General features: G+C 61.5%; 21 protein-coding genes. 11 read left to right on the top strand and 10 right to left on the bottom strand.

Annotation, left to right across the window (positions count from 1 at the left end):
- The first annotated feature begins 44 nt into the window (after window positions 1-44).
- Window positions 45-1,193 carry a LacI family DNA-binding transcriptional regulator gene (locus ACZ25R_RS03020; protein ID WP_472460003.1) on the top strand — a complete coding sequence of 383 codons (1,149 nt, stop codon included), beginning with the start codon at window positions 45-47 and terminating at the stop codon, window positions 1,191-1,193.
- Here the strand turns inward: ACZ25R_RS03020 and ACZ25R_RS03015 are convergent.
- Both ACZ25R_RS03015 and ACZ25R_RS03010 read right to left on the bottom strand, forming a co-directional pair.
- Complete coding sequence (locus ACZ25R_RS03015) at window positions 1,162-2,526, bottom strand: sigma-54-dependent transcriptional regulator (protein ID WP_472460002.1); 1,365 nt, start codon at window positions 2,524-2,526, stop codon at window positions 1,162-1,164. The two genes, ACZ25R_RS03020 and ACZ25R_RS03015, sit on opposite strands and share 32 nt — an antisense overlap.
- A 2-nt stretch (window positions 2,527-2,528) precedes the next feature.
- Window positions 2,529-4,400 (bottom strand): sensor histidine kinase, encoded by a 1,872-nt coding sequence (locus ACZ25R_RS03010; RefSeq protein ID WP_472460001.1) that lies wholly within the window; start codon window positions 4,398-4,400, stop codon window positions 2,529-2,531.
- Between the two features lie 232 nt (window positions 4,401-4,632).
- Between ACZ25R_RS03010 and ACZ25R_RS03005 the strand changes: the two genes are divergently transcribed.
- On the top strand, window positions 4,633-5,958 hold the full coding sequence (locus ACZ25R_RS03005) for a dicarboxylate/amino acid:cation symporter (protein ID WP_472460000.1): 1,326 nt from the start codon (window positions 4,633-4,635) through the stop codon (window positions 5,956-5,958).
- Window positions 5,959-6,007: 49 nt separating this feature from the next.
- On the opposite strand, the gene ACZ25R_RS03000 is transcribed toward ACZ25R_RS03005, so the two are convergent.
- The 7 genes from ACZ25R_RS03000 to ACZ25R_RS02970 form a co-directional block, all read right to left on the bottom strand.
- Window positions 6,008-7,369 (bottom strand): FGGY-family carbohydrate kinase, encoded by a 1,362-nt coding sequence (locus ACZ25R_RS03000; protein WP_472459999.1) that lies wholly within the window; start codon window positions 7,367-7,369, stop codon window positions 6,008-6,010.
- A 6-nt stretch (window positions 7,370-7,375) separates the two neighbouring features.
- The gene (gene rhaM, locus ACZ25R_RS02995; protein WP_472459998.1) at window positions 7,376-7,699 is read right to left on the bottom strand and encodes an L-rhamnose mutarotase; all 324 of its coding nucleotides are present in this window, start codon (window positions 7,697-7,699) and stop codon (window positions 7,376-7,378) included.
- On the bottom strand, window positions 7,696-8,697 hold the full coding sequence (locus ACZ25R_RS02990; protein ID WP_472459997.1) for an ABC transporter permease: 1,002 nt from the start codon (window positions 8,695-8,697) through the stop codon (window positions 7,696-7,698). Before ACZ25R_RS02990 ends, rhaM begins: the two co-directional genes overlap by 4 nt.
- The gene (locus ACZ25R_RS02985) at window positions 8,694-9,692 is read right to left on the bottom strand and encodes an ABC transporter permease (RefSeq protein ID WP_472460140.1); all 999 of its coding nucleotides are present in this window, start codon (window positions 9,690-9,692) and stop codon (window positions 8,694-8,696) included. Before ACZ25R_RS02985 ends, ACZ25R_RS02990 begins: the two co-directional genes overlap by 4 nt.
- A gap of 11 nt (window positions 9,693-9,703) precedes the next feature.
- On the bottom strand, window positions 9,704-11,224 hold the full coding sequence (locus tag ACZ25R_RS02980) for a sugar ABC transporter ATP-binding protein (protein ID WP_472459996.1): 1,521 nt from the start codon (window positions 11,222-11,224) through the stop codon (window positions 9,704-9,706).
- Window positions 11,225-11,292: 68 nt separating this feature from the next.
- Window positions 11,293-12,288 (bottom strand): rhamnose ABC transporter substrate-binding protein, encoded by a 996-nt coding sequence (rhaS, locus tag ACZ25R_RS02975; protein WP_223614770.1) that lies wholly within the window; start codon window positions 12,286-12,288, stop codon window positions 11,293-11,295.
- 44 nt (window positions 12,289-12,332) lie between these two features.
- Window positions 12,333-13,145, bottom strand: a complete 813-nt coding sequence (locus tag ACZ25R_RS02970) for a DeoR/GlpR family DNA-binding transcription regulator (RefSeq protein WP_223614771.1) — start codon at window positions 13,143-13,145, stop codon at window positions 12,333-12,335.
- A gap of 214 nt (window positions 13,146-13,359) precedes the next feature.
- On the opposite strand from ACZ25R_RS02970, the gene ACZ25R_RS02965 reads away from it, so the two are divergent.
- From ACZ25R_RS02965 to ACZ25R_RS02935, 7 genes are all read left to right on the top strand, one after another.
- The gene (locus ACZ25R_RS02965) at window positions 13,360-15,450 is read left to right on the top strand and encodes a bifunctional rhamnulose-1-phosphate aldolase/short-chain dehydrogenase (protein ID WP_472459995.1); all 2,091 of its coding nucleotides are present in this window, start codon (window positions 13,360-13,362) and stop codon (window positions 15,448-15,450) included.
- A gap of 22 nt (window positions 15,451-15,472) precedes the next feature.
- Entirely contained in the window at window positions 15,473-16,765 is a 1,293-nt protein-coding gene (gene rhaI, locus ACZ25R_RS02960; protein WP_472459994.1) for an L-rhamnose catabolism isomerase, read from the top strand.
- Between the two features lie 143 nt (window positions 16,766-16,908).
- A complete protein-coding gene (locus ACZ25R_RS02955; protein WP_472459993.1) occupies window positions 16,909-18,438 on the top strand; it encodes an ABC transporter substrate-binding protein in 1,530 nt (509 codons plus the stop codon).
- An 87-nt stretch (window positions 18,439-18,525) separates the two neighbouring features.
- Window positions 18,526-19,467 carry an ABC transporter permease gene (locus ACZ25R_RS02950; RefSeq protein ID WP_346306897.1) on the top strand — a complete coding sequence of 314 codons (942 nt, stop codon included), beginning with the start codon at window positions 18,526-18,528 and terminating at the stop codon, window positions 19,465-19,467.
- A complete protein-coding gene (locus tag ACZ25R_RS02945) occupies window positions 19,467-20,336 on the top strand; it encodes an ABC transporter permease (RefSeq protein ID WP_105733398.1) in 870 nt (289 codons plus the stop codon). Before ACZ25R_RS02950 ends, ACZ25R_RS02945 begins: the two co-directional genes overlap by 1 nt.
- Before the next feature lie 2 nt (window positions 20,337-20,338).
- Window positions 20,339-21,550: an amidohydrolase/deacetylase family metallohydrolase gene (locus tag ACZ25R_RS02940; protein WP_472459992.1), complete on the top strand. Its 1,212-nt coding sequence runs from the start codon at window positions 20,339-20,341 to the stop codon at window positions 21,548-21,550.
- A 9-nt stretch (window positions 21,551-21,559) separates the two neighbouring features.
- Window positions 21,560-22,057, top strand: a complete 498-nt coding sequence (locus ACZ25R_RS02935; RefSeq protein WP_288194274.1) for a RidA family protein — start codon at window positions 21,560-21,562, stop codon at window positions 22,055-22,057.
- A 2-nt stretch (window positions 22,058-22,059) separates the two neighbouring features.
- Here ACZ25R_RS02935 and ACZ25R_RS02930 read toward each other — a convergent pair whose 3' ends face one another.
- Window positions 22,060-22,893 (bottom strand): IclR family transcriptional regulator, encoded by an 834-nt coding sequence (locus ACZ25R_RS02930; protein ID WP_374042759.1) that lies wholly within the window; start codon window positions 22,891-22,893, stop codon window positions 22,060-22,062.
- A gap of 113 nt (window positions 22,894-23,006) precedes the next feature.
- Here ACZ25R_RS02930 and ACZ25R_RS02925 point away from each other — a divergent pair, with 113 nt between their 5' ends.
- A complete protein-coding gene (locus tag ACZ25R_RS02925) occupies window positions 23,007-24,218 on the top strand; it encodes an aminotransferase class V-fold PLP-dependent enzyme (protein WP_472459991.1) in 1,212 nt (403 codons plus the stop codon).
- 40 nt (window positions 24,219-24,258) lie between these two features.
- Entirely contained in the window at window positions 24,259-26,109 is a 1,851-nt protein-coding gene (locus tag ACZ25R_RS02920; protein WP_464664474.1) for an ABC transporter ATP-binding protein, read from the top strand.

Here is a 26,109-nt window from a genome sequence, read left to right as displayed (position 1 = left end):
GATTGATTCAGCCGTGCTTGCATGTGGCAAAGGGCTGTTTTCGAATGAATGACACAGTGGATGATGTGACCACTGAAAAGAAAAAGCCCGTCCGGGTCACGGCCCGGCGCAAACGCGTCAACAAGCGCGTGACGATGACCGATATCGCGCGCATTGCCGGCTGTTCGCAGGCAACGGTTTCCTTCGTGCTCAACAAGACGCCGGGCATCAAGCTGGCGGCGGAAACGCGCGAACGCGTGATCGAGGCTGCCCGCTCGCTCGGCTATGCCGCGCCCAACTTTGCCCACCTGGACAGCCATGATGCCTATGCGCCTGCGGTCGACGGCAAGATCGGCTTCGTGGTCGACCAGCTGGCAACCAGTCCCGAAGCGGTCGTTGCCATTGAGGGCGCGCGGCAGGCCTCGTGGAATGCGGGCAACATCATTCTGGTTGCCCAGACATTGAATGACCCCGAGATGGAGCCGCGCACCATCCGCGCCCTGCGCGAGCAGGGGATTTCCGCGCTGATCTACATGGCGATCTTTACCCGCGAGGTGACGTTGCCGGACTACCTCTACAATCTCGATATCCCGCTGGTGCTCCTCAACTGCTATACCGCCGACTATGCTTTTCCGGCGGTCGTTCCGAGCGAGATCGCCGGCGGCCAGCACTCGACCCGCCACCTGATCCAGCACGGCCACCGGCGCATCGGCATCATCACCGGCGAGCCGTGGATGGAGGCGGCGAAGGACCGGCTGCGCGGCTATCGCCGGGCACTGGCGACCGCCGATATTCCCTTCGATCCGGAACTGGTGATCGAGGGCGACTGGTCGGCAAGCGCGGGCTACAAGGCGACGAAGACGCTGCTGGCGCTGAAGGACAGGCCCACGGCCATTTTCTGCCAGAATGACCGGACCGCCATCGGCTGCTACGAAGCGCTGAAGGAAGCGGGCATCCGCATCCCGGAGGATATTTCGGTCATCGGCTATGACGATGAAGAAATTTCACGGCACCTGCACCCGCAATTGACCACATCCGTCCTGCCGCACCGGGCCATGGGCCGCTGGGCCATCGAACAGCTCGACAGCTATGCCACGGGGAGCGGAACACGCTACCCCATCACCAAGCTCGAATGCCCGCTGGTCGAGCGTCTCTCGGTGACGGAGCGCACCAGGAAAGGCTCTAGATCTGGTCCGGGGGTGACTTTCCTTTGACATAATCAGCCCGGTCGATGCCGTGGCGCTGCAGCTTGTCGTAGAATGTCTTGCGCGGAATGCCCAGGGCCTCGATTGTCGTCCTCACATCGCCATTGTTGCCCGCCAGGGCCTCGCGAATGAGCTTTGCCTCATGGCGTTCCATGGCTTCGGGCAGGGTGAGCGTGCTGGTCTGCGACGGCGTGTGTTCACTGGTCATTTCATCCAGACCCAGCGCAACCCGCTCGGCGAAATGCGCGAGTTCGCGCACATTGCCGGGCCAGTCATGATCCATCAGCCGCGCGCGCATCGCCGCGTTTATGTCCTGCGGTTCCGTCTTGAAGCGGATGGCGGCGCGGTGCAGGAAATGCGTGAACAGCAGCGGAATATCCTCCTTGCGCTCACGCAAGGGCGGGATCGAGACAGTGACGACATTGAGACGGTAGAACAGATCCTCGCGGAAATTCGCCCGCTGTTCGGGGCTGCCGAGATCCACCTTGGCGGCGGCGACGACGCGCAGGTCCACGGGCCTGTGCTCATTGGTGCCAAGCGGCGTGATTTCCCGCATTTCCAGAACGCGCAGCAGTTTGACCTGGGTGGCCAAGGGCATGCTTTCGATCTCGTCGAGGAACAATGTACCGCCGCTGGCATGTTCGATCCGCCCGATACGCTTGTTCTGCGCGCCGGTGAAGGCTCCGGCCTCGTGGCCGAACAGCTCGCTTTCAATCACCGATTCCGGCAGGGCGCCGCAGTTGAGCGCAACGAAATTACCCTGCCTGCGGCGGCTCCATTCATGCAGGAGACCGGCGGCCACGTCCTTGCCGCTGCCGGTCTCGCCGGCGATCAGCACATCCACATCGGCATTGGCCACATGACGCAGCGTCTTGCGCAGATTCTGCATCACGGGTGTCTGGCCGATCAGCGGCACCGTTTCGTCGGAGGCCTCCATGAATTGCCGCAGCTGGCGGTTTTCCATGACAAGCTGGCGCTTGTCTGCGGCGCGGCGGATGCTCTGGACGAGGCGCTCGGCCGGATAGGGTTTGGCAATAAAATCGTAGGCGCCTTCCTGCATGGCCTCGACGGCCATTTCGATATCGCCATGCCCGGTGATCAGGATGACGGGCAGATCCGCGTCCATCGCGCGCAGGCGCCGGAAAAATTCCAGCCCGTCCACATGCGGCATGCGGACATCGCTGACGACGACGCCGGCGAATTCCGGTGTCAGGAAGCGCAGGGCACTCATGGCATCGGCGAACGGAATCACGCTGAACCCGGCAAGTTCCAGCGTCTGCCTGTTGGCGTTGCGCAGGTCGTCATCATCGTCGACAAAGGCGATTTGCGGCTGGAATCCCATGGTCAGGCAACCCTTTTGAGATGGACGGTGAATCGGGTTCCGGCGCTGCTGCTGTCCACTTCGATGCGTCCGCCATACTCGGCGACGATGTCGTGGCAGATGACCAGGCCAAGCCCGAGCCCGCGGTCCTTGGAGGTGTTGAAGGGGGTAAACAGCGCCTGCATGATGTCATCGGGAATGCCGGGGCCGTTATCGGCCACGGTCAGCTGCACCTCGTCATCGGCAACGGCATAGCCGACGCTGATCCGGCTGGATGGCCCGCCTTCGGTTGCCTCCAGCGCGTTCTGCATCAGATTGATCAGCACCTGCTCGAGCCGGATGCGGTTGCCATGCACCTTCAGTCCGGCCGGCGGCGTCTCGGTCGTGATCTTGCCGACGGTCTGGCGGAAACGGCTGCCGAGCAGCAGCAGCGCGCCTTCGATGACGTCGCTGACATCTGCCGGACCGGCATCGCCGGTGCCCTTGCGCGAGAAGGTGCGCAGTTCATCGGTGATGCTGCCGATGCGTTCGGTCAGGCCCGCGATGGCCGACAGGTTTTCCCTGGCCGGTTCGACCTGATTGCGCGCCAGAAACGTCCCGGCATTGTCGGCATAGGCGCGGATGGCCGCCACGGGCTGGTTGATCTCATGCGCAACGCCCGCTGTTACCTGCCCGAGAATGGCAAGGCGGTTGGCCTGCACCAGTTCCTGCTGCACGGTCTGCAGCTTGTTTTCGGTTTTCTGCCGCTCCTCCGCCTGCATCACCAGTTCGGCATGCGCGGTGCTCAGCGCTTCGGTGCGTTCCGCCACACGGCGCTCCAGTTCGCGGCGCGCCAGTTCCTGCTCCTGCAGGCGCTGCAGCGCCAGGCCGCGGCGATGCAGGAAGAACGCGGTGAAGCCGAGGAGAGGCGCAATGACCGCCAGCGCTGCGAGCTGCGCGGCACGGATGGCTTCGCTCACCGCCGCGCCGGCCGGGGTCAGCAATTGCAGCGTCCAGCTGGTTGTCGGCACGGGAACGCGGACCCGGACATACTCCGCGTCCTGGCTGGAACCCGGCAATTGGGCGGTTACCCTGTCCGGCGTCGCGGTTGTCAAGGCAGGCGCGACGCTCAAAGGTTCGAGCGGCGCATTGCCGAATTGCAGGCTTTCCCGGATCGGGCCGAGCTGTTCGGCCGGGATCGGTGCCTGCGCCATGAAGCGCCATTCGGGAAAGCTTGTGATCAGCACGATGCCGCGAGGATCAAGGACATAGGACGGGTCGCTGCTCCGGCGCCAGTCGGCCTCCAGTTCGTCGAACTCGACCTTGACGACAATCACGCCAAGCAGGCCGTTCGGACCGTCGATGCGCCGCGAAATATACAGGCCCGGCCGTTTGCTGATCGTGCCGAGCGCATAGTGCTCGGCACTGCCATTGGCGAGTGCGCGCAGATAATAGGGGCGGAAACTGTAGTCGACGCCGACAAAGCTGGTCGGTTCCTGCCAGTTGCTGGCCGACAGGGCCGTGCCCTTCGCATCGAGGAGATAGATGACGGACGCGTGCGTGCCTTCGATCAGGCTTTCCAGCTTGCGGTCGACAAGATGCAGCATGCTTTCGCTGCGGGATGACAGCGCGCTGATGAGGTCGCGGTCCTGCGAGAGGACGAAGGGCAGGGAGCGTTGCTTCTCCAGCACGGTCCGCAGCAGGACGGCGTTGAGTTCCGCCGCGCTTCTGGCCCGGGTTTCCAGCGCGACATAGGCGCGATTGCGGCCGTAATCATTGGCGGCCAACAGGGCGCCGAGAATGATGAAAACGGCCAGGGCGCCATAGACGATTTTGCCCATGGTGCTGAATCCCCCGGTCCGGGGCAGCATATCGGCATCGTTTGGCAGGGGGCGGTCCATGGCTGATTTGTGCATATATCCGCACGATTGACAATCTGTTTGTGCGAAATTCCGCACGTTTTTATATCCCGCGCCCGAAGCATAAAAATAATATGCAATAAAATCAATATATTATCAAATAAATTAAGATTGGCACGGTGCTTGCTTATGCCTTTCCAGAGAACGCATGCGTTGTTCTCGAGAACAAGAAGGGCCCGGGAGGCTGACAGGGTTTCTGCCAGACGCGGCTCGCACCATGGAGGAAGACATGAGTCCTGTGACCATCAGCGCAGCACCGCAGCCGCGCGTCAAGAAACCTATCTACACCCATCTGTATTTCCAGGTCATCGTTGCCATCACCATCGGCATCGCGCTTGGCCACTATTATCCCGATGTCGGCACCAGCATGAAGCCGCTCGGCGATGCCTTCATCAAGCTGGTGAAGATGATCATTGCTCCGGTCATTTTCCTGACCGTGACGACCGGCATCGCCGGCATGAGCGATCTGCAGAAAGTCGGCCGCGTCGCCGGCAAGGCGATGATCTACTTCCTCACCTTCTCGACACTGGCGCTGATCGTCGGCCTTATCGTTGCAAATGTCGTGCAGCCCGGTGCCGGCATGAACATCAATCCGGCAACGCTTGATCCGGCCTCGGTCGCCACCTACACGCAGCAGGCGCATGAACAGAGTGTCATCGGCTTCCTGCAGAATATCATTCCGACGACGATCGTCGGTGCCTTTGCCTCCGGCGACATTCTTCAGGTGCTGTTCTTCTCGGTTCTCTTCGGTGTATCGCTGGCCATGGTCGGCGAGCGCGCCGCGCCGGTCACCAACTTCCTGCATGTGCTGTCGGCACCGGTGTTCAAGCTGGTCGCCATTCTGATGAAGGCTGCTCCCATCGGTGCCTTCGGCGCCATGGCGTTCACCATCGGCAAGTACGGCATTTCGTCGGTTGCCAACCTGCTGTTCCTCATCGGAACCTTCTACCTGACGTCGATCCTCTTCGTGGTGATCATCCTCGGTGCCGTCGCCCGCTACAACGGCTTCTCGATTTTCGCCCTGATCCGTTACATCAAGGAAGAACTGCTGCTCGTTCTCGGCACCAGCTCATCCGAAGCCGCCCTGCCGACGCTGATGGCGAAAATGGAAAAGGCGGGCTGCAAGAAGTCCGTCGTCGGCCTCGTCATCCCGACCGGTTATTCCTTCAACCTGGACGGCACCAACATCTACATGACATTGGCTGCGCTGTTCATTGCCCAGGCAACCAACACACCGCTGACCCTGACGGATCAGATTCTGCTGCTGCTGGTGGCGATGCTCAGCTCCAAGGGTGCTGCCGGTATCACCGGTGCCGGTTTCATCACGCTGGCGGCAACGTTGTCCGTGGTTCCGGCCGTGCCGGTCGCCGGCATGGCGCTGATCCTCGGCATCGACCGCTTCATGTCGGAATGCCGCGCCCTGACCAACCTCGTCGGCAATGCGGTGGCGACCATCGTTGTCGCCCGCTGGGAAGGCGAACTGGACAAGGGCCAGCTTGACCGCGCACTGCATGGCGGCGTCAGCGAAGACGAAGCCCTTGCCTATGCCGGCTGACAGCCGGTAACGACTGAGAGGGAAAGGCGGGCTTTTCAGCCCGCCTTTTTCATGCGAGGTGGTCCCGCCATATCGCCGCATATGTGTCGAATGCGGCGTCGAGCGGCTGTACATTTCCGGTCTTTGCCTGCACGGGGATTGTCGCGCCCGCCAGAAGGGCCGCGCCAAGGCTGGTTCCGGTTGAACCGGGCAGGGCGGCCACGTCACGCGCCGTCAGGCTGCGCAGGGCAGACAGATACACCGCATTGCGGGCGAAGGGACCTTCGACAATCGTGCTGCCCTCAGCTCCGATCAGCCCGAGGCTGACATGGGTCATCAGCGCGGCATAGAGCGAGGCTGCGGCTGTGCGTTCGGCCGGTGTCCGGGCCTCGCCGTTCGGCCATACGGCCTCCCGGTGCGGAAAGGGGCCCGTCCCCTTGACAAGACTGGGCAGCAGCATGATGCGATCGCGGATGACCCGGTCGAGCGTTGCGGTATCGGGCGTGGCGGCATTGCCGCCGGTCAAAAGGTCAAACTCCCGCCCGCCCATGAACCGGGCCGAGGGCACCGGCTTGCCGTAGGCATCGACATTGGCAAGCGTATCGCGCTCCTGATCGAGCCTGTCCAGCCGCCCGCCCACGGCAAACAGCACAACCCACGTGCCCGTCGAGACGACGGAAAATGGCGAGCTGCGCGTCATCAGATGCGGCAGCAGTGACGCATTGGAATCGTGAATGCCGCAGAAGACCGGCACAGATTGCCAGACGCCAAGCTGATGCTGAAGAGGGGGCAGCAAATCGCCGATATGATCGAATGCCCTACGGATCGGCGGCAGGAGCGGGCGCAGGTCCAGCGTGTCGACAAGGCTGGAATAATCACCTTCCCGCGGATTCCACAGATCCGTATGGCAGCCGAGCGACGTCACTTCATTGACCGCAATGCCGGTCAGCCGCCATACCCAGTATTGCGCATAGGTCAGGATGGTTTTGACATCCCGGAACCGTTCGGGAAACTGCGTCTTCTGGTAATGGATTTGCGCGCCGACATTCAGTCCGCCCGCCAGATAGGGCGAGGCGGTCTCGGCAAAGTCCGGCCGCAGGTCCGCATAGGCGCGGCGTACTGCATCGGGATAGCTGCATTCATAGTCGATGACGGGCATGGCCAGGCCGTCGTCGCCGAGCAAGGCTGCCGCTGCGCCATGGGCGGTGACGGATATCGCGTCGAAACCGGGCGTTGCAGCGAGTTCCGTCAGGGAGGCCAGAAAAAACGTCCAGAGTGCGTCGATATCGTAATGCGGATAGAGGCCGCCGGTGACCACGCGGTTGGGCGTGCTGCGTGCGGCAAGTTCCACGCCGCTCGCCGCATCAACGATGACGACTTTGGCGTTGGTCTTGCCGACGTCGATGACAGCGATATGGCCTGGCTTGGTCATGCCGGTTCAGGCCAGATGGAACAGGCAGACCAGATCGGTCTGCACCGGTGAATTGTCGGGGTTCGTCACCATGATGTCGGCCATGTGCGCCCACCATTTTTTCATCACGGGATGATCGGGAAGATCAGCCATCCCGTGTTGCTTCGGGCGCGTCAGGACACCGCACAGCGTGTGGGTGTCACGATCGAGGTGGATCGAATAGTTCTGCACGCCCGCACCGTGCAGGAGAGCGACCAGTTCCGGCCAGATGGCATCGTGCCGCCGGCGGTATTCCTCTTCCATGCCCGGATGGAGGGTCATCTTGAACGCATAGGTTTCCCGGGTACTCATGCATGTTTCCTGTGCCTGAAGCGGCGGATGATGATCGGCAGGGTGATGGTGATGATCAAGAGCAGGCCGATGAAGATCGACATGACGATGCCGGGCACGTTGAGCAGCCCGAGGCCGAATGTCACCAGTCCCATGACAAAGGCGGCGATGACCACGCCGCCAATGGTTCCCGAGCCGCCGAGAATGGAGATGCCGCCGAGAACCACCATGGTGACGATTTCGAGTTCCCACCCTTGCGCGATGGACGGCCGTGTCGAGCCGAGGCGTGACGTGAGACAGACCGCGGCGATGCCCGACATCAGCCCGGTCATCAGGAACAGCGTGAACTTGATGCGCTCGACGCGGATGCCGGAGAAACGCGCGGCAAACTCGTTGTTGCCGATGGCATAGACGCGCCGGCCGAAATTGGTCGCATGCAGGAGAATGGCAAAGAGAATGGCCAGGGCGGCGAACAGGGCGAATTCAAACGAAATGACCCAGAAGACATAGCCCTGGCCGAAATAGGCGAAGGAGGCGGGATAGCCGCCATAGGCCTTGTCGCCGAGGACGATATAGGCGATGCCGCGAAACAGGCTCATCGTGCCGATGGTCACGACAATCGACGGCAGGCGCAGCCCGGCAACGAGAATGCCGTTGATCACGCCGCAGCCGATGCCGACCCCAAGGCCGATGGCAACAAGGCCCGGCGTGCCCACGCCCATCTGGGCCGCGGCGCCCATGGCCGTCGAGGCAAGCGCAATGATCGCCGCGACGGACAGGTCGATTTCACCAGCGATGATCAGGAGCGCCATGGCGAAGGCCACCATCGCCTTCTCGGTGAAGTTGAACGTGGCGTCGGACAGGTTCCATGCATTGAGGAAGTAGGGCGATGCAAAGGAGTTGGCGATGAAGATCAGGATCGCGACAACCAGCAGCAGCGCTTCCCAGCTGGCAAACAGCCGCGTTGCGGAGGTGCCGAGCCGGTCCGGGATATGACGTTTTTCACTGACCGCGCTCATGCGATGCCCTCGATTGTTTCCGATGCCCCGCGGTCACGCAGGATGATGCGGCCGCGCCGCCGTTCCTGCCGCGCATTGAAGATCACGGCGGCGATGATCACGCCGCCCGAAATTGCCATTTGCGAGAACGGCGAAATGTTGATGACCGGCAGGGCATTTTTGATGACGCCGAGAAACAGCGACCCAAGCACCGCCCCGGCGACCGAGCCGATGCCGCCGAGGGTGGAGATGCCGCCGATGACGCAGGCGGCGACGCTGTCGAGTTCGAAGCCTGCGGCGATATCCACATAGGCCACCGCATAGCGCGATACCCAGAGGTAGCCGCAGAGCCCGGCGAGCGTGCCCGATATGACAAAGGCGAAAAAGCGCGTGCGCCCGACATCGATACCGGCATAGACCGCTGCCGTCGGGTTGCCGCCGGAGGCGTAGATTGCCCGGCCGAGGAAGGTGCGCGACATCACGACATAGATGACGGCAACAATGACGATGGCCGTCCAGCCGAGCACGGGCAGGCCGAGGAAAAGCTGGCGCGGCGTCTGCAGGAAAGGCTCGGTCATCTGGTGGGCGTTGACCCAGCCGCCGCCGGAAAGCACGAAGGCCATGCCGCGATAGATGGTAAGCGTGCCTAGTGTGACGACAATCGAGGGAATGCCGAGCTTCCACACGAACAGGCCGTTGATCGCCCCGAGGACCGCACCGATGCCAAGCGCGATGAGAACGATCAGTGCCAGCGGCAGGCCGGGATGCGCGGCGTTGAGCATGGCAACCGCCATGCCGGTAAAGGCCACATTGGCCGCCACGGACAGGTCGATCGATTTCGTCAGGATGACGGTCATCTGCCCGAGGGCCAGAATGATCAGGATCGACGTGTCGTTGAAAATATTTGAGAGGTTCGACGGGCTGGCAAAGCCGGGCGAGCGGGAAGAGAAAACGCCGAGCAGCACGGCGATGATCACCACCAGCAGCATTTCGCGAAATTTGAACAGTTGCTTGATCATCCCGATCCTCACGCGTTGCCCGTTGCGGCGCGAACCAGCGTCTCGGCGCTCATGTCGGCGCGCTCGAAGAGACCGGCGGACAGGCCTTCGCGCATCACCAGCACGCGGTCGGACATGCCAAGGATTTCCGGCAGTTCCGACGATACCATGATGATGCTGAGGCCTTCGCCGGCAAGTTCGCTGATGAAGGCGTGGACCGCCGCCTTCGAGCCGATGTCGATGCCCTTGGTCGGTTCATCCAGAATGAGGATTTTCGGTTGCGTGGCGAGCCACTTGCCGATGACGACTTTCTGCTGGTTGCCGCCGGAAAGCGTGCCAACCGGCACGGAAAGCGCGGCGGCCCTGAGGTCGAAGCGTTCGGCGTATTTTCGCGCCAGCGCCAGTTCTTCGGCGGCGCGCAGGAAACCCGAACGGGATGTCCGTCCAAGCGACGGCAATGAAATGTTCTGGTAAATCGGCAGTTGCAGCACGGCACCGTGGCGGCCGCGCTCCTCCGGCACATAGACGATGCCCGCATGGATTGCATCGCCGGGCGAGCGGATCTGGATCTCCCTGCCGTCCAGTTCCAGCCTGCCGCCGGACGGCCGGGTCACGCCGAACAGGGACTGGCAGATTTCCGAGCGGCCCGCGCCGACCAGCCCGTAGATGCCAAGGATTTCACCCTTTCTGAGAGCAAAGGAAATGTCGCGGAATTCGGTGGGATGGCTGTAGTTCTCGACTTTGAGCACCGTTTCGCCGAGCGGGATGTCGACTTTCGGAAAGGCGTGCTCGATGGAGCGGCCGACCATGAGGCGGACAATGTCGTTCTGGCTGATCTCGGCGAGAACCCCGCTGCCTACGGCCTTGCCGTCGCGGAACACGGCATAATTGTCGGCGATCTCGTAGACCTCGTCGAATTTGTGGCTGATGAAGAGAATGGCCTTGCCCTGCGCCTTCAGCCGCTTGACGATCTGGAAGAGGTCGTCCACCTCCTTGCGCGACAGGGCGGCGGTCGGCTCGTCCATGATGACGATACGCGCGTCGACCGACAGCGCGCGGGCAATGGCAACAAGATGGCGCTGGGCGATGGAGAGATCCTTCAGCCGCGTGCGCGGATCGATATTGCTTTCGAGCGAATGAAGAAGGGCGAGCGCCCTGGCGTTGACACCCTTCCAGTTGACCAGACCCAGCGATGTCTTCGGCGCATGGCCGATGAAAATGTTCTCGGCAACCGAGAGTTCGTCAAACAGCACCGTTTCCTGATGGATGGCGGTCACGCCGTGATCGATGGCATCCTGCGCGTTGCCGAAGGTGACGGGCTTGCCGTCGATATGGATCTCGCCTTCGTCGGACGGGTAGATGCCGGTCAGAATCTTGACGAGCGTGGATTTGCCCGCACCGTTCTCGCCGATGAGCGCCGTCACCTCGCCGGGAAACAGGGCGATATTGACGTCATTCAGGGCTTTCACACCCGGAAAGGTCTTGGAGATGGCCCGCATTTCCAGAATGGGGGTTGCGAGGGGTGAGTCAGCAAGGGCTGCGGTCATCATGGGCAATACCGAAGGGTTAAAAAATGCCCGGCAGAAGGCCTGCCGGGCTTTGCGGCGCGATTGCCGGATCAGAAAATTTTGGAGAACTGATCGATGTTCTTCGCGTCATAGACGAAGGGATCAGCCATGGCCGCCTCGCCATTGTCGCCGATCTTGATCTTGCCCATGCGGCCGGCGCTGATGTCGCTGCCGGGTTTGCCGTCGGTATCACCCTTGACGAGATGATAGGCGATCTGCGTGGCGGAGTAGCCGAGATCGATCGGATTCCAGATGGCGAATTCCTTGGTGGCGCCTGATTTGATGGCGCCGGCCATTTCCGACGGCAGACCGAGGCCGGTCACATAAACCGTGCCGATCTTCTTGGCATCGGATACCGCCTGCGAGGCGGCCAATACACCAACCGTGGTCGGCGCGACAATGACCTTCACATTGGGCTGCGAGGTCAGGAGGCCCTGCGCTTCGCGGTAGCTCTTGTCGGCGAGGTCATCGCCATAGACTGTCGTCACAAGGTTGAGGCCGGGAAAGTTCGGCAGCTGCTTTTTCATCTCGGCAATCCAGGTGTTCTGGTTTGTCGATGTGGTCGTGGCCGAGAGGATGGCGAAGTCGCCCTTGCCATCAGGCAGATGGGCGGCGGCAAGCTGCAGGCACATCTTGCCGATCAGCTCGTTCGACGACGGGTTGAGGTGGACGATGCGGCCGTCCTTGGCCACGGCGGAATCCCACGAGATCACCTTGATGCCGCGCGCCATGGCCTTCTTCAGAGCCGGGACGACGGCGTCCGGGTCGTTGGCGGAAATGGCGATGGCATTGACGTTCTGCGCGATCAGCGCATTGATGACCTCGATCTGGCCTTCGGCCGTCGTCGATGTCGGTCCGGTATAGATGACTTCTACGCCGCCCAACTCCTTGGCGGCTTCCTGCGCGCCTTTGTTGGCTGCTTCAAAGAAGCCGTTGCCGAGTGATTTGGCGACGAGACCGATCTTGATCGTTTCCGCCTGTGCATGCGATGCGAGCATGGCAAGGGCCAAGGCCGATCCCAGTGCGAGTTTCTTCAACAGTTTCATTTCATCCTCCCTAGATTGAAATACGCCGCTTCGGCGCCTGGTTTTTATGCGATCGAAGCGGAATCCCTTGATTTGTCCTGAGCTCCCACCTTTGCGACGATGAGCTCAACCCCGGCATCCTCCACCATCTTCCGGTCGGCATCCGCAATGCCGTCATCGGTGATGATTGTTGCAACCCGCTGCAGCGGGCACAGGATCAGGCTCGACCGGCGCTCGAACTTGCTGGAATCCACCAACAGCACCAGTTCATCCGCCTGATTGATCAGCTTCTGCTCGCCCTGAATGATCAGCGGGTCCGATTCCATCGCGCCGAACGGACCGACCCCGACGGCGCCCATGAACATGCGCTTGCCGTAGAAATTGCGGGTCACGTCATTGTCGAACGGCGAGAGGATCATGCTCTGCTCGCGATAGATCATGCCGCCGGGAATAATGACCGTGCTCTTGGAGTTCTTCACCAGATGTTCGGCGATGGCGAAGGAATTGGTCATGATCTGCAGGCGGCGGGTGGCGAGATAATGCACCATCTGGAATGTCGTGGTGCCGCCGTTGAGGATGATGGCGTCGCCCTCGTTGCACAGGCCCACGGCTTCACGGGCAATCGCCCGCTTCTTGTCGATGTTCTCGGCTTCCGAGACGCGGAATGGCCGGCCGGCAAGCGCGGTCTGCTGCGGCGGGTGAATGGCTTCCGCGCCGCCGCGCACCCGGCGCAGCTTGCCCTGGACGTGCATGGAGGCGATGTCACGACGGATCGTTGCTTCCGACGCTTCCGTCAGTTCGGCAATGTCCTGAATGGTGATGAACGGCTTTTCCTGAACGGCACTCAGGATAATTCGTTGGCGCTCACGTTCGTGCATTTTTCCCTCCACTGCTGCGAACATTGCGCAAATAACACGGTGCTGTCAATCAACTTCAGTCAAAATTATTCATACTGCACTGCACAATTGCAATTTTATGATTGAATTTGATCATTTATGATTGACAGCAAATCACTCCCTGCTTCATAGCTAGAGAAAATTCACATGGCTGCGGCGTGTTGTCAGGCCATCAGATCGTCTTCGGGAGGCAAGCATGGCGAACAAGGTCCAACTTCTGGATAATCGTTGGGATGATCAAAAGGCTGCCGCGCTGGATGAGCCCGGCAAGCTGCTCTACCGCTCCAATCTGCTGGGTGCCGACAAGCGCATCACCAATTACGGCGGCGGCAACACCTCGGCGAAAGTGACGGAAACCGATCCGCTTACGGGCAAGCCGGTGGAGGTGCTGTGGGTGAAGGGATCGGGCGGCGATGTCGGCACGATCAAGCTCGACGGTTTCGCCACGCTTTATATGGAAAAGCTGGAATCGCTGAAGTCCATCTACAAGGGTGTTGCGGACGAAGACCGCATGGTGGGCTTCCTGCCCCATTGCACCTTCAATCTCAACAGCCGCGCCGCATCGATCGATACGCCCCTGCACGGTTTCGTGCCGTTCAGGCATGTGGATCACATGCACCCCGATGCGATCATCGCCATTGCCGCATCAAAGAATTCGCGTGAACTGACCAAAGAGGTGTTTGGCGACGAAATCGGCTGGCTGCCCTGGCGCCGTCCAGGCTTTCAGCTCGGCCTCGATCTTGGCGCCTATGCGGCGGCGCATCCCAATTCAAAGGGTGTCGTGCTGGAAAGCCATGGCCTGTTCACGTGGGCCGATGACGCCAAGGAATGCTACGAGCTGACGCTCGATATCATCAACAGGGCGATTGTCTGGTTCGACGCCAAGACGGCGGGCAAACCCGCATTCGGCGGGGAAGCAACGGCGAGCCTCGACGCATCGGCACGCCGCGCCATCGCCGCGCGGCTGATGCCGGAAATCCGCGGCAAGATCGGTGTAGCCGAACGCAAGCTCGGCCATTTCGACGATCAGCCGGCGGTGCTGGAATTCGTCAATTCCCGCGACCTGCATCCGCTGGCGGCACTCGGGACCAGCTGCCCCGATCATTTCCTGCGCACGAAAATTCGCCCGCTGGTGCTGGATGTCGATGCGGCCAATCCCGAAGCCGCTGTCGAAGCGCTTGATGCGGCGCTGGAAGCCTACCGCACCGACTATGCCCGCTATTACAACGCGTGCAAACATGACAACTCGCCAGCCATGCGCGATCCCAACCCGGTCATCTTCCTCATTCCCGGTGTCGGCATGCTGTCCTTTGCCAAGGACAAGGCAACGGCGCGTATCGCCGGGGAATTCTATGTCAACGCCATCAATGTGATGCGCGGTGCATCGTCTGTTTCGGACTATCAGGGACTGCCGGAACAGGAGGCCTTCGATATCGAATACTGGCTGCTTGAGGAAGCCAAGCTGCAGCGCATGCCGAAGCCGAAATCCCTGGCGGGCCGCGTGGCTTTTGTCACGGGCGGTGCCGGCGGCATCGGCCGCGCCACGGCGGAACGGCTGCTCGGGCAGGGCGCCTGTGTCGTCCTTGCGGATATCGATGCGGAGGCCCTGAAGGCCGCCCACCAGGATTTTGCCGCGCGCTACAGCGCCGATGCGGTGCGCGGCGTGCAGCTCAACGTGACGGATGAGGCTGCCGTGATCGCCAGCTTCGCCGAGGCCTCGATTGAATTCGGCGGCATCGATATTCTCGTTTCCAATGCCGGCATCGCCTCGTCTGCCCCGATAGAGGTGACCGAGCTTGCCATGTGGAACCGCAACATGGACATACTGGCGACCGGCTATTTCCTCGTGTCGCGCGAAGCCTTCCGCCTGTTCCGGCGCCAGAAGATCGGCGGCAACGTGGTCTTCGTCGCATCGAAGAACGGGCTTGCCGCCTCGCCCAATGCCAGCGCGTACTGTGCTGCCAAGGCGGCGGAAATCCATCTCGCCCGCTGCCTCGCGCTGGAGGGGGCGGAAGCCGGTATCCGCGTCAACACCGTCAATCCCGATGCCGTGCTGCGTGGCTCGAAAATCTGGAACGGCGAATGGCGCGAACAGCGTGCCGCCTCATCCAACCTGCAGGTGGACGAGCTGGAAGAGCATTACCGCAAGCGGTCGCTGCTCAAGCTCAACGTGCTGCCGGAAGACATCGCCGAGGCGATCTATTTCCTTGCCTCCGACGCGTCCGCCAAATCAACGGGCAATATTATCAATGTGGACGCTGGCAACGTGCAGAGCTTCACGCGATAAAGGCAGTCCGGGGGAGGACAACATGGCTGAACAGCATATTTCCGGCGATCTGATCGCATCCGAGAACGACAAGCGCGGTGCGGCGCACAAAAGCGATTTCGAGGCGCTGGGCGCGCATCTTGCCCGCCGCAACATCGATATCGAGGCGATCACCGCCAAAGTGGCCGATTTCTTCGTCGCGGTTCCCTCGTGGGGCGTCGGTACCGGCGGTACGCGCTTTGCCCGGTTTCCGGGGCAGGGCGAGCCGCGCGGCATTTTCGACAAGCTTGATGACTGCGCAGTCATCCACCAGCTGAGCCGCGCGACGCCGACCGTCTCGCTGCACATCCCTTGGGACAAGGCGGACCCGAAACAGCTCAAAGCCCATGCGGAGGCGCTCGGCCTCGGCTTCGACGCGATGAATTCCAACACCTTTTCCGATGCGCCGGATCAGGCGCATTCCTACAAATACGGCTCGCTCAGCCATGCGGATGCGGCGACGCGCAAGCAGGCGATTGCGCACAATATTGAGTGCATCGAAATCGGCGACGCCATCGGCTCGAAGGCTCTGACGGTATGGATCGGCGATGGATCGAATTTCCCCGGCCAGAGCCATTTTGCCCGGTCGTTCGAGCGCTATCTCGATGCCATGGCGCAGGTCTACAAGGCGCTGCCGGATGACTGGCGCATTTTCTCCGAACACAAGATGTTCGAGCCCGCCTTCTATTCGACCGTGGTGCAGGACTGGGGCAGCAACTATCTGATCGCCCAGACACTGGGGCCGAAAGCCTTCTGCCTCGTGGATCTCGGCCATCACGCGCCGAACACCAATATCGAGATGATCGTGTCGCGGCTGATCCAGTTCAAGAAACTGGGCGGCTTCCACTTCAACGATTCGAAATATGGCGATGACGATCTGGATGCGGGTTCCATCGACCCGTACCGGCTGTTCTTGGTTTTCAACGAACTGGTCGATGCGGAGGCGCGCGGCGTCGAGAATTTCCGCCCCGCGCATATGATCGATCAGTCGCACAATGTGACCGATCCGATTGAGAGCCTGATCTCCAGCGCCAATGAGATTCGCCGCGCCTATGCGCAGGCCCTGCTGGTCGACCGGGCGGCTCTGGATGGCTATCAGGACGGCAATGATGCGCTGATGGCATCGGATGCGCTGAAGCGCGCCTACCGGACGGATGTCGAGCCGATACTCGCCGAAGCCCGCCGCCGGGCGGGGGGCGCCATCGATCCCATCGCCGCCTACCGGGCCAGCGGCTACCGGCAAAAGGTCGGGAAAATCCGGCCGGCCAGCACGGGCGGCAGCGGCGGCATTATCTGAACGGATTGCCGGCTGGTTGCATGATCAAGGCAGCGCCCCTCGCGCTGCCTTTTCTTTTTTGTTTGACAGCGCCTGATACATTTGGTCTTATTCTACTATAAAACATTATATAACATAATAATAGAATAACAAAGGGAACTGTCATGAAATCACTGAAACTCGCACTCCTGTTGGGTTCGGCGCTGGTTGCCCTCAGCCCTGCAGCCCTTGCCCAGACCAAGGGCGGCGTCATCAATGTCGCGACCATCGGCGAGCCGCCGACACTTGACGCCATGGCATCGACGGCTGATCTGGTCGGCATTGTTTCCCAGCACATTTTCGAGACACTCTACACCTTCGATGAAAACTGGAACCCGACCCCGCTGCTGGCGGCAAGCCTGCCGGAGATTTCGGCGGATGGCAAAATCTACACGATCAAGCTGCGCACCGGCGTCAAGTTCCATGACGGCACCGACATGGATTCCGCCGATGTCGTGGCTTCGCTGAAGCGCTGGACCCAGATCGCCTCGCGCGGCAAGCAGGTCGCGCCTCTCATCACAGCCATTGACGCGGTTGATGCCTCGACCGTCCGCATCACGCTCAATGCCCCGCATGCACCGCTGCTGTCGCTGCTGGCGTTCAACAATGCCGCGGCGATCATCCTCCCAAGTGAAAAGCAGCAGAACCCGATGACCGACCCGGTCGGCACGGGCCCCTACAAGCTGAAGGAGCGCAAGGCGGACCAGTATATCCAGCTCGTGCGCTTCGATGGCTACAAGTCTCCGGAAGGGCGTGAGAATGGCTATGGCGGCGCGCGTCATCAGTATCTCGATGAAATCCGCTTCGTTCCTGTCCCTGATGCCAATACCCGGGTCGAAGGCGCGATTTCCGGCCAGTTCGACTATGCCGACAGTCTGCCTGTCGAGGCTTATGACCGTCTGAAGGGCCAGAAGGTCACCGAGCCGGTGCTGCTGAAGCCTTTCGGCTGGCCGGTCTTCGTGCTGAACACGGCGCAGGGCCTGACCAAGAACCAGGATATGCGCCTGGCGATCCGTGCTGCGCTCAACGTGGAAGACATGCTGGCCGCCGCTTTCGGCAGCAAGGACTTCTATGCGCTCAATGGATCGTTCTATCCGGCATCCTATAGCTGGGCGAGCGATGCGGGCGTCAAGGATGGCTATAATATCGGCGATCCCGAAAAGGCGGCGACGCTTCTGAAGCAAGCCAATTACGACGGCAAGCCGGTGCGCATTCTCACCAGCCGCCAGTATGAGTTCCATTACAAGATGGCACAGGTCGCAGCGGAATATCTGAAGGCCGCCGGGATCAATGTCGATCTGCAGGTGGTCGACTGGGCAACGCTGACGCAGCGCCGCGCCGACCCGGCACTCTGGGATATCTATATCAGCCACAGCCCGTTCCTGCCGGAACCCGCGCTGATCGGCGCCCTGTCGACCAGTGCGCCAGGCAATTGGGATACACCGGCCCGCAAGGTGGCGGTGGATGCCTTCAACGCAGAAACGGACCCGAAGAAGCGTATCGCGCTGTGGGCGGACGTTCAGAAGGTGATCTACGCGGAAGCGCCGATCATCAAGATCGGCGATTTCAACGCGCTGTCGGCCAAATCGCCCAAGCTGGAGCACTTTACTCCGGCGCCCTGGCCCTATTTCTGGAACGTGTCGCTCAAGCAGTAATCTGAAGCGTTCGGGCGCGGGTGGCCGCAAGCCGCCTGCCGCCCGTCCCTTCGTATCGTAGCTCCCGCAGCAGGATCCAACCGGCCCATGCTCCGTTACATCTTCCAACGCTTTATCGGCATGATTGTCGTGATGTTTCTGGTGGTGACCATCGTGTTCATCATCGTGCGCGTCACGCCCGGCGATCCGGCGGCCGTCATGCTCGGACCGGAAGCGACCGCTGCCGATATCGCGCAGTTGCGGACAGCCCTCGGGCTCGACCGCTCCATCCTCGTTCAATATGTGTATTTCATCGGCCAGCTGCTGCAGGGCGATCTCGGACGGTCGATCTTTCTCGACCAGCCCGTGCTGACGGCATTGGCGCAGCGCGCCGAGCCGACATTTTTCCTCACGGTTTTCTCGATCCTGATTGCCAGTGTCATTGCGATCCCCATCGGGGTTTATGCCGCCTACCGGCGCGGATCGGTCTTCGATCAGGCCGCAACGGCGCTTGCCATGCTGGCCGCCAGCATTCCCAGCTTCTGGCTCGGCCTGATCCTGATGCAGGTGTTTGCCGTCCGCTTCGGTATTTTCCCGGTCTCGGGCTATGGCGGGCCGGACACGACGCTGGGCGAGCGGCTGTATCATCTCGTTTTGCCGGCTTTTGCGCTGGGAATCGTTTCATCGGCGCTGATCATGCGGTTTACCCGCGCTTCGATGCTGGATGTGCTGGGGGATGACTACATCCGCACCGCCCGGGCCAAGGGCGTCGTCGAGCGCAGCGTCGTGCTCAAGCACGCCTTCAAGAATGCGCTGATTCCGATCATCACCGTCGTCGGCCTGACCGCCGCCGTGCTGATCTCCGGTGCGGTGGTGACGGAGACGGTATTCGGCCTGCCCGGTGTCGGCAATCTCGTCGTCTCGGCCGTGCTGCGCCGCGATTACCCCGTCATTCAGGGCGCGCTCCTCATCATCGCCGGGCTCTATGTCCTCATCAATTTCGCCATCGACATGCTTTACCTCGTCGTTGATCCAAGGGTGCGCTACTGATGACCGATATCGTTTCACCCGTTCCCGCCAGCGAGCGCAGCAAATTCCTGCGCGTTCTCCTGCGCCGCAAGACCGTCCTGTTCGGCTTGATCGTTCTGGCAATCTTCATCACGCTTGCCATTCTCGCGCCGCTCATCGCCCCCTATGCGCCGAACAAGCTGTCGATCGTCAACCGGCTGAAGCCGCCGAGCGCCCAATGGATTTTCGGCACGGACGAATTCGGACGCGACGTGTTTTCCCGCACGATCTATTCCGCCCGGCTGTCGCTGCTCGTTGGTTTTGCCGTGGTGGTGCTCGCCTCGCTTATTGGCGTGACCCTTGGTATTCTCGCCGGCTTCTTCCACAAGCTGGATGCGCCGATCACCCGGCTGATCGATGCGATGATGGCATTCCCCGACATCCTGCTTGCCATTGCGCTGGTTGCGGCGCTCGGTCCGTCGCTGACAACGGTGATCATCGCGCTCAGCATCGTCTACGCGCCGCGGCTTGCCCGCGTGGTGCGGGCCTCGACACTGGTCATCCGTGAACTGCCCTATGTGGAAGCCGCCCATGCCCTCGGTATTTCGACCCCGCATATCCTGACGCGCCATATCCTGCGCAATCTGCTCTCGCCCATCCTCGTCCAGGGAACGTTCCTGTTTGCCCATGCCATGCTGGCGGAAGCCGGCCTGTCGTTCCTCGGTCTCGGCGTCAGCCCCGAGGTGCCGACCTGGGGCACGATGATTGCCGCCGGCCGGCAATATGTCGGTCAGGCCGACTGGATGACCCTGTTTCCCGGTATCGCCATCGTCCTCTCCGTTCTCTCGCTGCAAATGGTCGGCGATGGCTTCCGCGACCTCCTAGACCCCCGCCTCAGAAAGGATCTCTGATCATGCCCGCCCCCTCCGCAACCGACGGCCGTTTGCTGCTGACCAATGTCAAGCCGGTTGCCTTTGGCCCCAATACACCCTCCGGCACCATCGATATCCTGATCGGTGCGGATGGAAAAATCGCCGAATTCGGCCCCGCTCTGAACATCGCCGGCGATGCCAGGCGCATTGACATGAAGGGCGCCTGGATTTCGCCCGGCTGGACCGACCTGCATGCCCATGTCTGGCATGGCGGAACCGATATCTCGGTTCGCCCGCAAATCTGCGGTGTCGAGCGCGGCGTGACGACCATTGTCGATGCGGGCTCGGCGGGTGAAGCGAATTTCCACGGCCTGCGCGAATATATCATCGAACCGGCAAAGGAGCGCATCAAGGCTTTCCTCAATCTCGGCTCGATTGGCCTTGTCGCCTGCAACCGCGTTAGCGAACTCAGCGATATCCGCTCCATCGATCTCGACCGCACGGTCGCCTGCGTCAACGAGAACCGCGACCACATTGTCGGCCTGAAGGTGCGTGCCAGCCATGTCATCACCGGTTCCTGGGGCGTGACTCCGGTCAAGGTCGGCAAGAAGGTGGCAAAAATTCTCAAGCTGCCGATGATGGTGCATGTGGGCGAACCGCCCGCGCTCTATGACGAAGTGCTGGAGATCCTGGGACCGGGCGATATCATCACCCATTGCTTCAACGGCAAGGTCGGCGCCAGCATCATCGAAGATGAGGATCTGTTCGAACTGGCGGAACGCTGCGCTGGTGAAGGCATCCGGCTCGATATCGGCCATGGCGGCGCGTCGTTCTCGTTCCGCGTGGCGGAAGTCGCCATCAGCCGCGGCCTGCTGCCTTTCTCCATCTCGACCGACATCCACCTGCACAGCCTGAACTATTCCGTGTGGGATCTGGGAACGACGATGTCGAAGCTGCTGAGCGTCGGCATGCCGTTCGACAAAGTTGTCGAGGCCGTGACGCTCTCGCCGGCATCGGCCATCGGCCTGCCGACCGACAATCTCCTCTCCGTCGGCAAGCCGGCCGAGTTCACCATCTTTGAACTGGTCGATTCAGATCTCAGTGTCATCGATTCGCTGGGCTATGAAGCGACGCTGCACAAACTGTTCGAACCGCGCATGGTGGTTCTGGGCACCGAAACCATCGCGGCGAGCCGCTATCAACCGGTGAAGCCCGAGCTGGTCAATCACCGCCATACCCATTCATACCGCTAAGGAGCTCGCGTGAATCCTTCATCCAGTCCGGCTGTCGACGCCGGCACATCTCCTTACACCAGGCTGAAGGCGCTGGGCATCGTGCTGCCGCCGGCACCGCGTCCGATTGCCAATTTCGTCACCCACATCCAGGAAGGCAACATGCTGTACCTCTCGGGCCAGGGCCCGCGCGAGGATGACGGCTTCATGCATACGGGCAAGGTGGGCGACAACGTCAGCGTTGAGGACGCCTACGCCCACGCCCGGCTGACCGGCATCAACCTGCTGGCGGTCCTGCATTCCGCCCTGGGCGATCTTGGCCGCGTCAAGCAGGTGGTCAAGCTGCTCGGCATGGTCAATGCCGTGCCTGACTTTGCCGATCATCCGCTTGTTATCAACGGATGCTCCGATCTGCTGATCGACGTGTTCGGCGATGCGGGACAACATGCCCGCTCGGCCGTGGGCTTCGGCTCACTGCCGGGCAACATCACCGTGGAGATCGAGGCGATCATCGCCTTGAGGGACTAGGATCAGGAATGACTGCGCCAGCCCATCACCGTTTCGATCCGTTCGGCAGATGCCTTGACCTCGGCCGTGTAGCGCTCGGGGTCATCGGCAATCTTCTGCTCGGGCAGAACGATGGAGATGGTGGCAACGCAGGTGCCCTTGTCGTCGCATACGGGCGAGGCAACACAGGCGACGGCGTAGTCGGATTCGCCCGCCTGAATGGAAATGCGCGATTGCAGCGCCTCGGCAGCGGCTTTCGACAGCGCTGCCGGTTCGATGACGGCACGGCCGGTGGGCGAGGATTTGGCGCAGCGCTTGAACAGATCCAGCCGTTCGGCTTCGGGCAGATGGCCGACAAGCAGGCGGCCGGATGCGGTCCAGTTCAGCGGTACGCGCGTACCGACGCGCGACGTGACATGGAAATGGCCGGGACCATCGGCCATGGCCAGAACCATCATATGATCGCCGTCGCGGCCGCAAACCTGCACCGTTTCACCCGATACGCGGCTGAGATTGTGCATTTCGTGATTGGCGACGTCGAGAAAATCCAGCGAGCGGGCATAGGCGAGACCGTAGTGGTAAAGCCGTGCACCCAGCCAGACGGAGCCGTCATTGTTGCGGGAGAGAAGGTTCTTCTCGACCAGATCGTCAATGATGACATAGACGGTGGACAGTGGCGCGCCGATGGCTTTGGCAATGCCGTAGACACCGGCCGGACTGCCGGTTTCGTAGAGATAGTCCAGGACCTGCAAGGCACGGTCGATGCCGCTGACACGGGAACGGCGGCCCGTCGCTTCCGGTTGTTCGGTTGTCTCAAGACCGGGGGCAGCGCCCATGTCTGATGTCTTTGCGTCCACGTTCAGGCTCCTGGCAGGCTCGATTGATGTTCAAACAGTTTATTACATTATAATGGCATATATGCCTAGAAAATGGAATGTGTTGCAAGCGGCAACATTTCGAGGAGATTAGCATGACAGACTCTCACAACCCCGACGATATTCGCGAAACGCTCGGGTTGCGACCCGTTATCAACGTGTCCGGTACGATGACCTCGCTGGGGGCGTCGATCGTGGTTCCGCAAGCGGTCGCCGCCATGACGGGCATCCTTCCGCAGTTCGTCGAGGTCAACGACCTGCAGAAGAAGGCGAGCCCGGTGATTGCCCGGCTGACCGGCGGCGAGGCCGGTTTTGTCACGGCGTCCTGCTCCGCCGGCATCAGTCTTGCTGTAGCAGCGGCCATGACCGGGAACGATCTTGCCGCCATCGAGCGCCTGCCCGACACCACGGGATTGAAGGACGAAGTCATCATCCAGATGGGCCACGTGGTCAGCTATGGCGCGCCGGTCGATCAGGGTATCCGGCTGGCCGGTGCCAAGGCCGTCCTGGTCGGTCAGGCGACATCCTGCTACCCCTATCATCTCGATGGGGCAATCAACGAGCGCACCGCCGCAGCAGTCTTTGTTGTCTCGCATCACACGGTTCAGTACGGCCTCGTTGCCCTGCAGAAATTTGCCGAAGTCTGCCACGCCCGCGGCGTGCCTGTCATCGTCGATGCGGCGTCCGAATATGATCTGAAGATCTTTCTGGAGCAGGGGGCCGACATCGCGCTCTATTCCGCACACAAGTTTTTGGGCGGTCCGACCGGCGGCATCGTCGCCGGCGCCAAGGATTTCGTCCGCAACACCTTCCTGCAGAACATGGGCATCGGCCGCGGCATGAAAGTGGGCAAGGAGAGCATCCTTGGAACCATCGCTGCGCTGGAAGCCTGGGAAAAGCGCGACCATGCGGGTATCCGCGAGCGGGAAACCGGCTATCTCAACCTCTGGCAGCAGACGCTTGCAGGCAAGCCGGGCGTCACGGCAGTCATCGAGCCCGATCCGACACACAACCCGCTCGACCGCCTGCGCGTCACCATCGAACCGCAGGCCGCCCATATCTCCGCCTGGGATCTCGCCGATGCACTGGCACAGGGCGCGCCCCCGGTGATCGTCCGGGACCACGAGGTCGAACACGGCTACTTCTATATGGACCCGTGCAATCTGCATCCGGGAGAAGAAACCATTGTGGCCAGCCGTCTGACGGAAGAGCTCGGCAAGGCGCGCGCGTCCAACGCGATCATCTCGACCCCGGTTGAAAACCGCTACGCGCGCCGCATGGCCGGTCTCATGCGCTGGCCCGACTGAGCGGCGCATCGCCACCTGCCAACGGAAAGGATTTGTACTCATGGACAATCGTCAGCCTTCCCATCCCGGCAACAGGGGCAATGCCCCCGCGCCGGTCCTGTCGGTCGCCAATCTGACGACATCCTTCCAGTCCGACGGCAGATGGCGGCCGGTCGTGCGCAATGTCTCGTTCGACGTGGCGCCGGGGGAGACGGTGGCCATCGTCGGCGAATCCGGTTCGGGCAAGAGTGTGACATCGCTGTCCATCATGCGGCTGTTGCAGAAGGACAAGAGCCGCATCGAAGGCCGCATCATGCTGGACGGCAAGGACATTCTTGCGCTTCCCGAGAGCCAGATGCGGGCGGTGCGGGGCAATGACGTCGCCATGATCTTTCAGGAGCCGATGACCTCGCTCAATCCGCTGTTCACCGTGGGCCAGCAGATCAGCGAAGCCCTGCTCTGCCATTCCGCCATGTCACGGGCGGAGGCCAAGGCCGAAACGATCCGGCTTCTGGAGAAGGTGCGCATTCCCGCCGCGCAATCGCGCTTCGACGAATATCCGCACCGCTTCTCCGGCGGCATGCGCCAGCGCGTGATGATTGCCATGGCGCTGGCCAGCAAGCCGAAGCTGCTGATCGCGGATGAGCCGACGACGGCGCTTGACGTGACGATCCAGGGCCAGATTCTTGATCTGATCAAGCTGCTGCAGGAAGAGGAGGGCACATCCGTCCTCTTCATCACCCACGATATGGGCGTGGTCGCCGAGATCGCCGACCGCACCGTCGTCATGTATAATGGCGAGGCGGTGGAAACCGGCAGGACCGAGGACATCTTTGCCCGCCCGCAGCATCCCTATACCCGCTCGCTTCTTTCCGCTGTTCCCATTCTCGGCTCGATGAAGGGACATAAGCGTCCGTTGCGGTTTCCGGTGGTGGACCGGGCAACCGGCACGTCGGACGTGCCTGTCGAGGCCGCCGACACCGTCAAATCGCAGGTAAAGCCATTGCTCGAGGTGAAGAACCTCACCACCCGCTTCAATATTCACTCGGGGATGTTCGGACAACTGGAAGGCCGCGTGCATGCGGTGGAGAATCTGTCCTTCACCCTGCAGCCGGGCGAGACCCTGTCGCTCGTCGGTGAATCCGGTTGCGGCAAGTCGACGACCGGACGCTCCATCATGCGTCTGGTGCAGCCGCTCAGCGGCGAGGTGCTGCTGAACGGGGAAGACGTGCTGACCATGGAGCCGAAGCGGCTGCGCGATATGCGCCGCACCATGCAGATGATCTTTCAGGATCCGTTCGCCAGTCTCAACCCGCGCATCACCGTCGGCGCGGCGATTGCCGAACCCTATCTCGAACACAAGCTGGGAACGCGCGCGCAGGCAAAAGAGCGTGTCGCCGATCTCCTCGAGCGGGTCGGGCTGACTGCGGATATGGCAAGCCGCTATCCGCATGAATTTTCCGGCGGTCAAAGGCAGCGCGTGTGCATTGCCCGCGCACTCGCACTCGATCCGAAACTGATCGTCGCCGATGAATCCGTCTCGGCGCTGGACGTGTCGATCAAGGCGCAGGTCATCAACCTTTTGCTCGATCTGCAGGCGAGCCTCAACCTTGCCTATCTCTTCATCTCGCACGATATCGCCGTGGTGGAACGGGTCAGCCATCGCATCGCGGTGATGTATCTCGGTGAGATCGTCGAGATCGGATCGCGCGAAGCCATTTTCGAGAACCCGCAGCATCCCTATACGCGCAAGCTCATTTCAGCCGTGCCGGTGCCCGATCCGTCGCGGCGTGGCATCAAGCGGCCGGTCTCCAATGACGAGATCAAGAGCCCGGTGCGCACGCCGGACTTCATTGTGCCTGTGCGGCAATACAATGAAGTTTCGGCGGGACACCTGGTTCAGGTGCAGTAG

The sequence above is a fragment of the Phyllobacterium sp. RCAM01083 genome (genome assembly GCF_055685835.1).
This window is presented reverse-complemented; position numbering and strand designations above follow the sequence as displayed.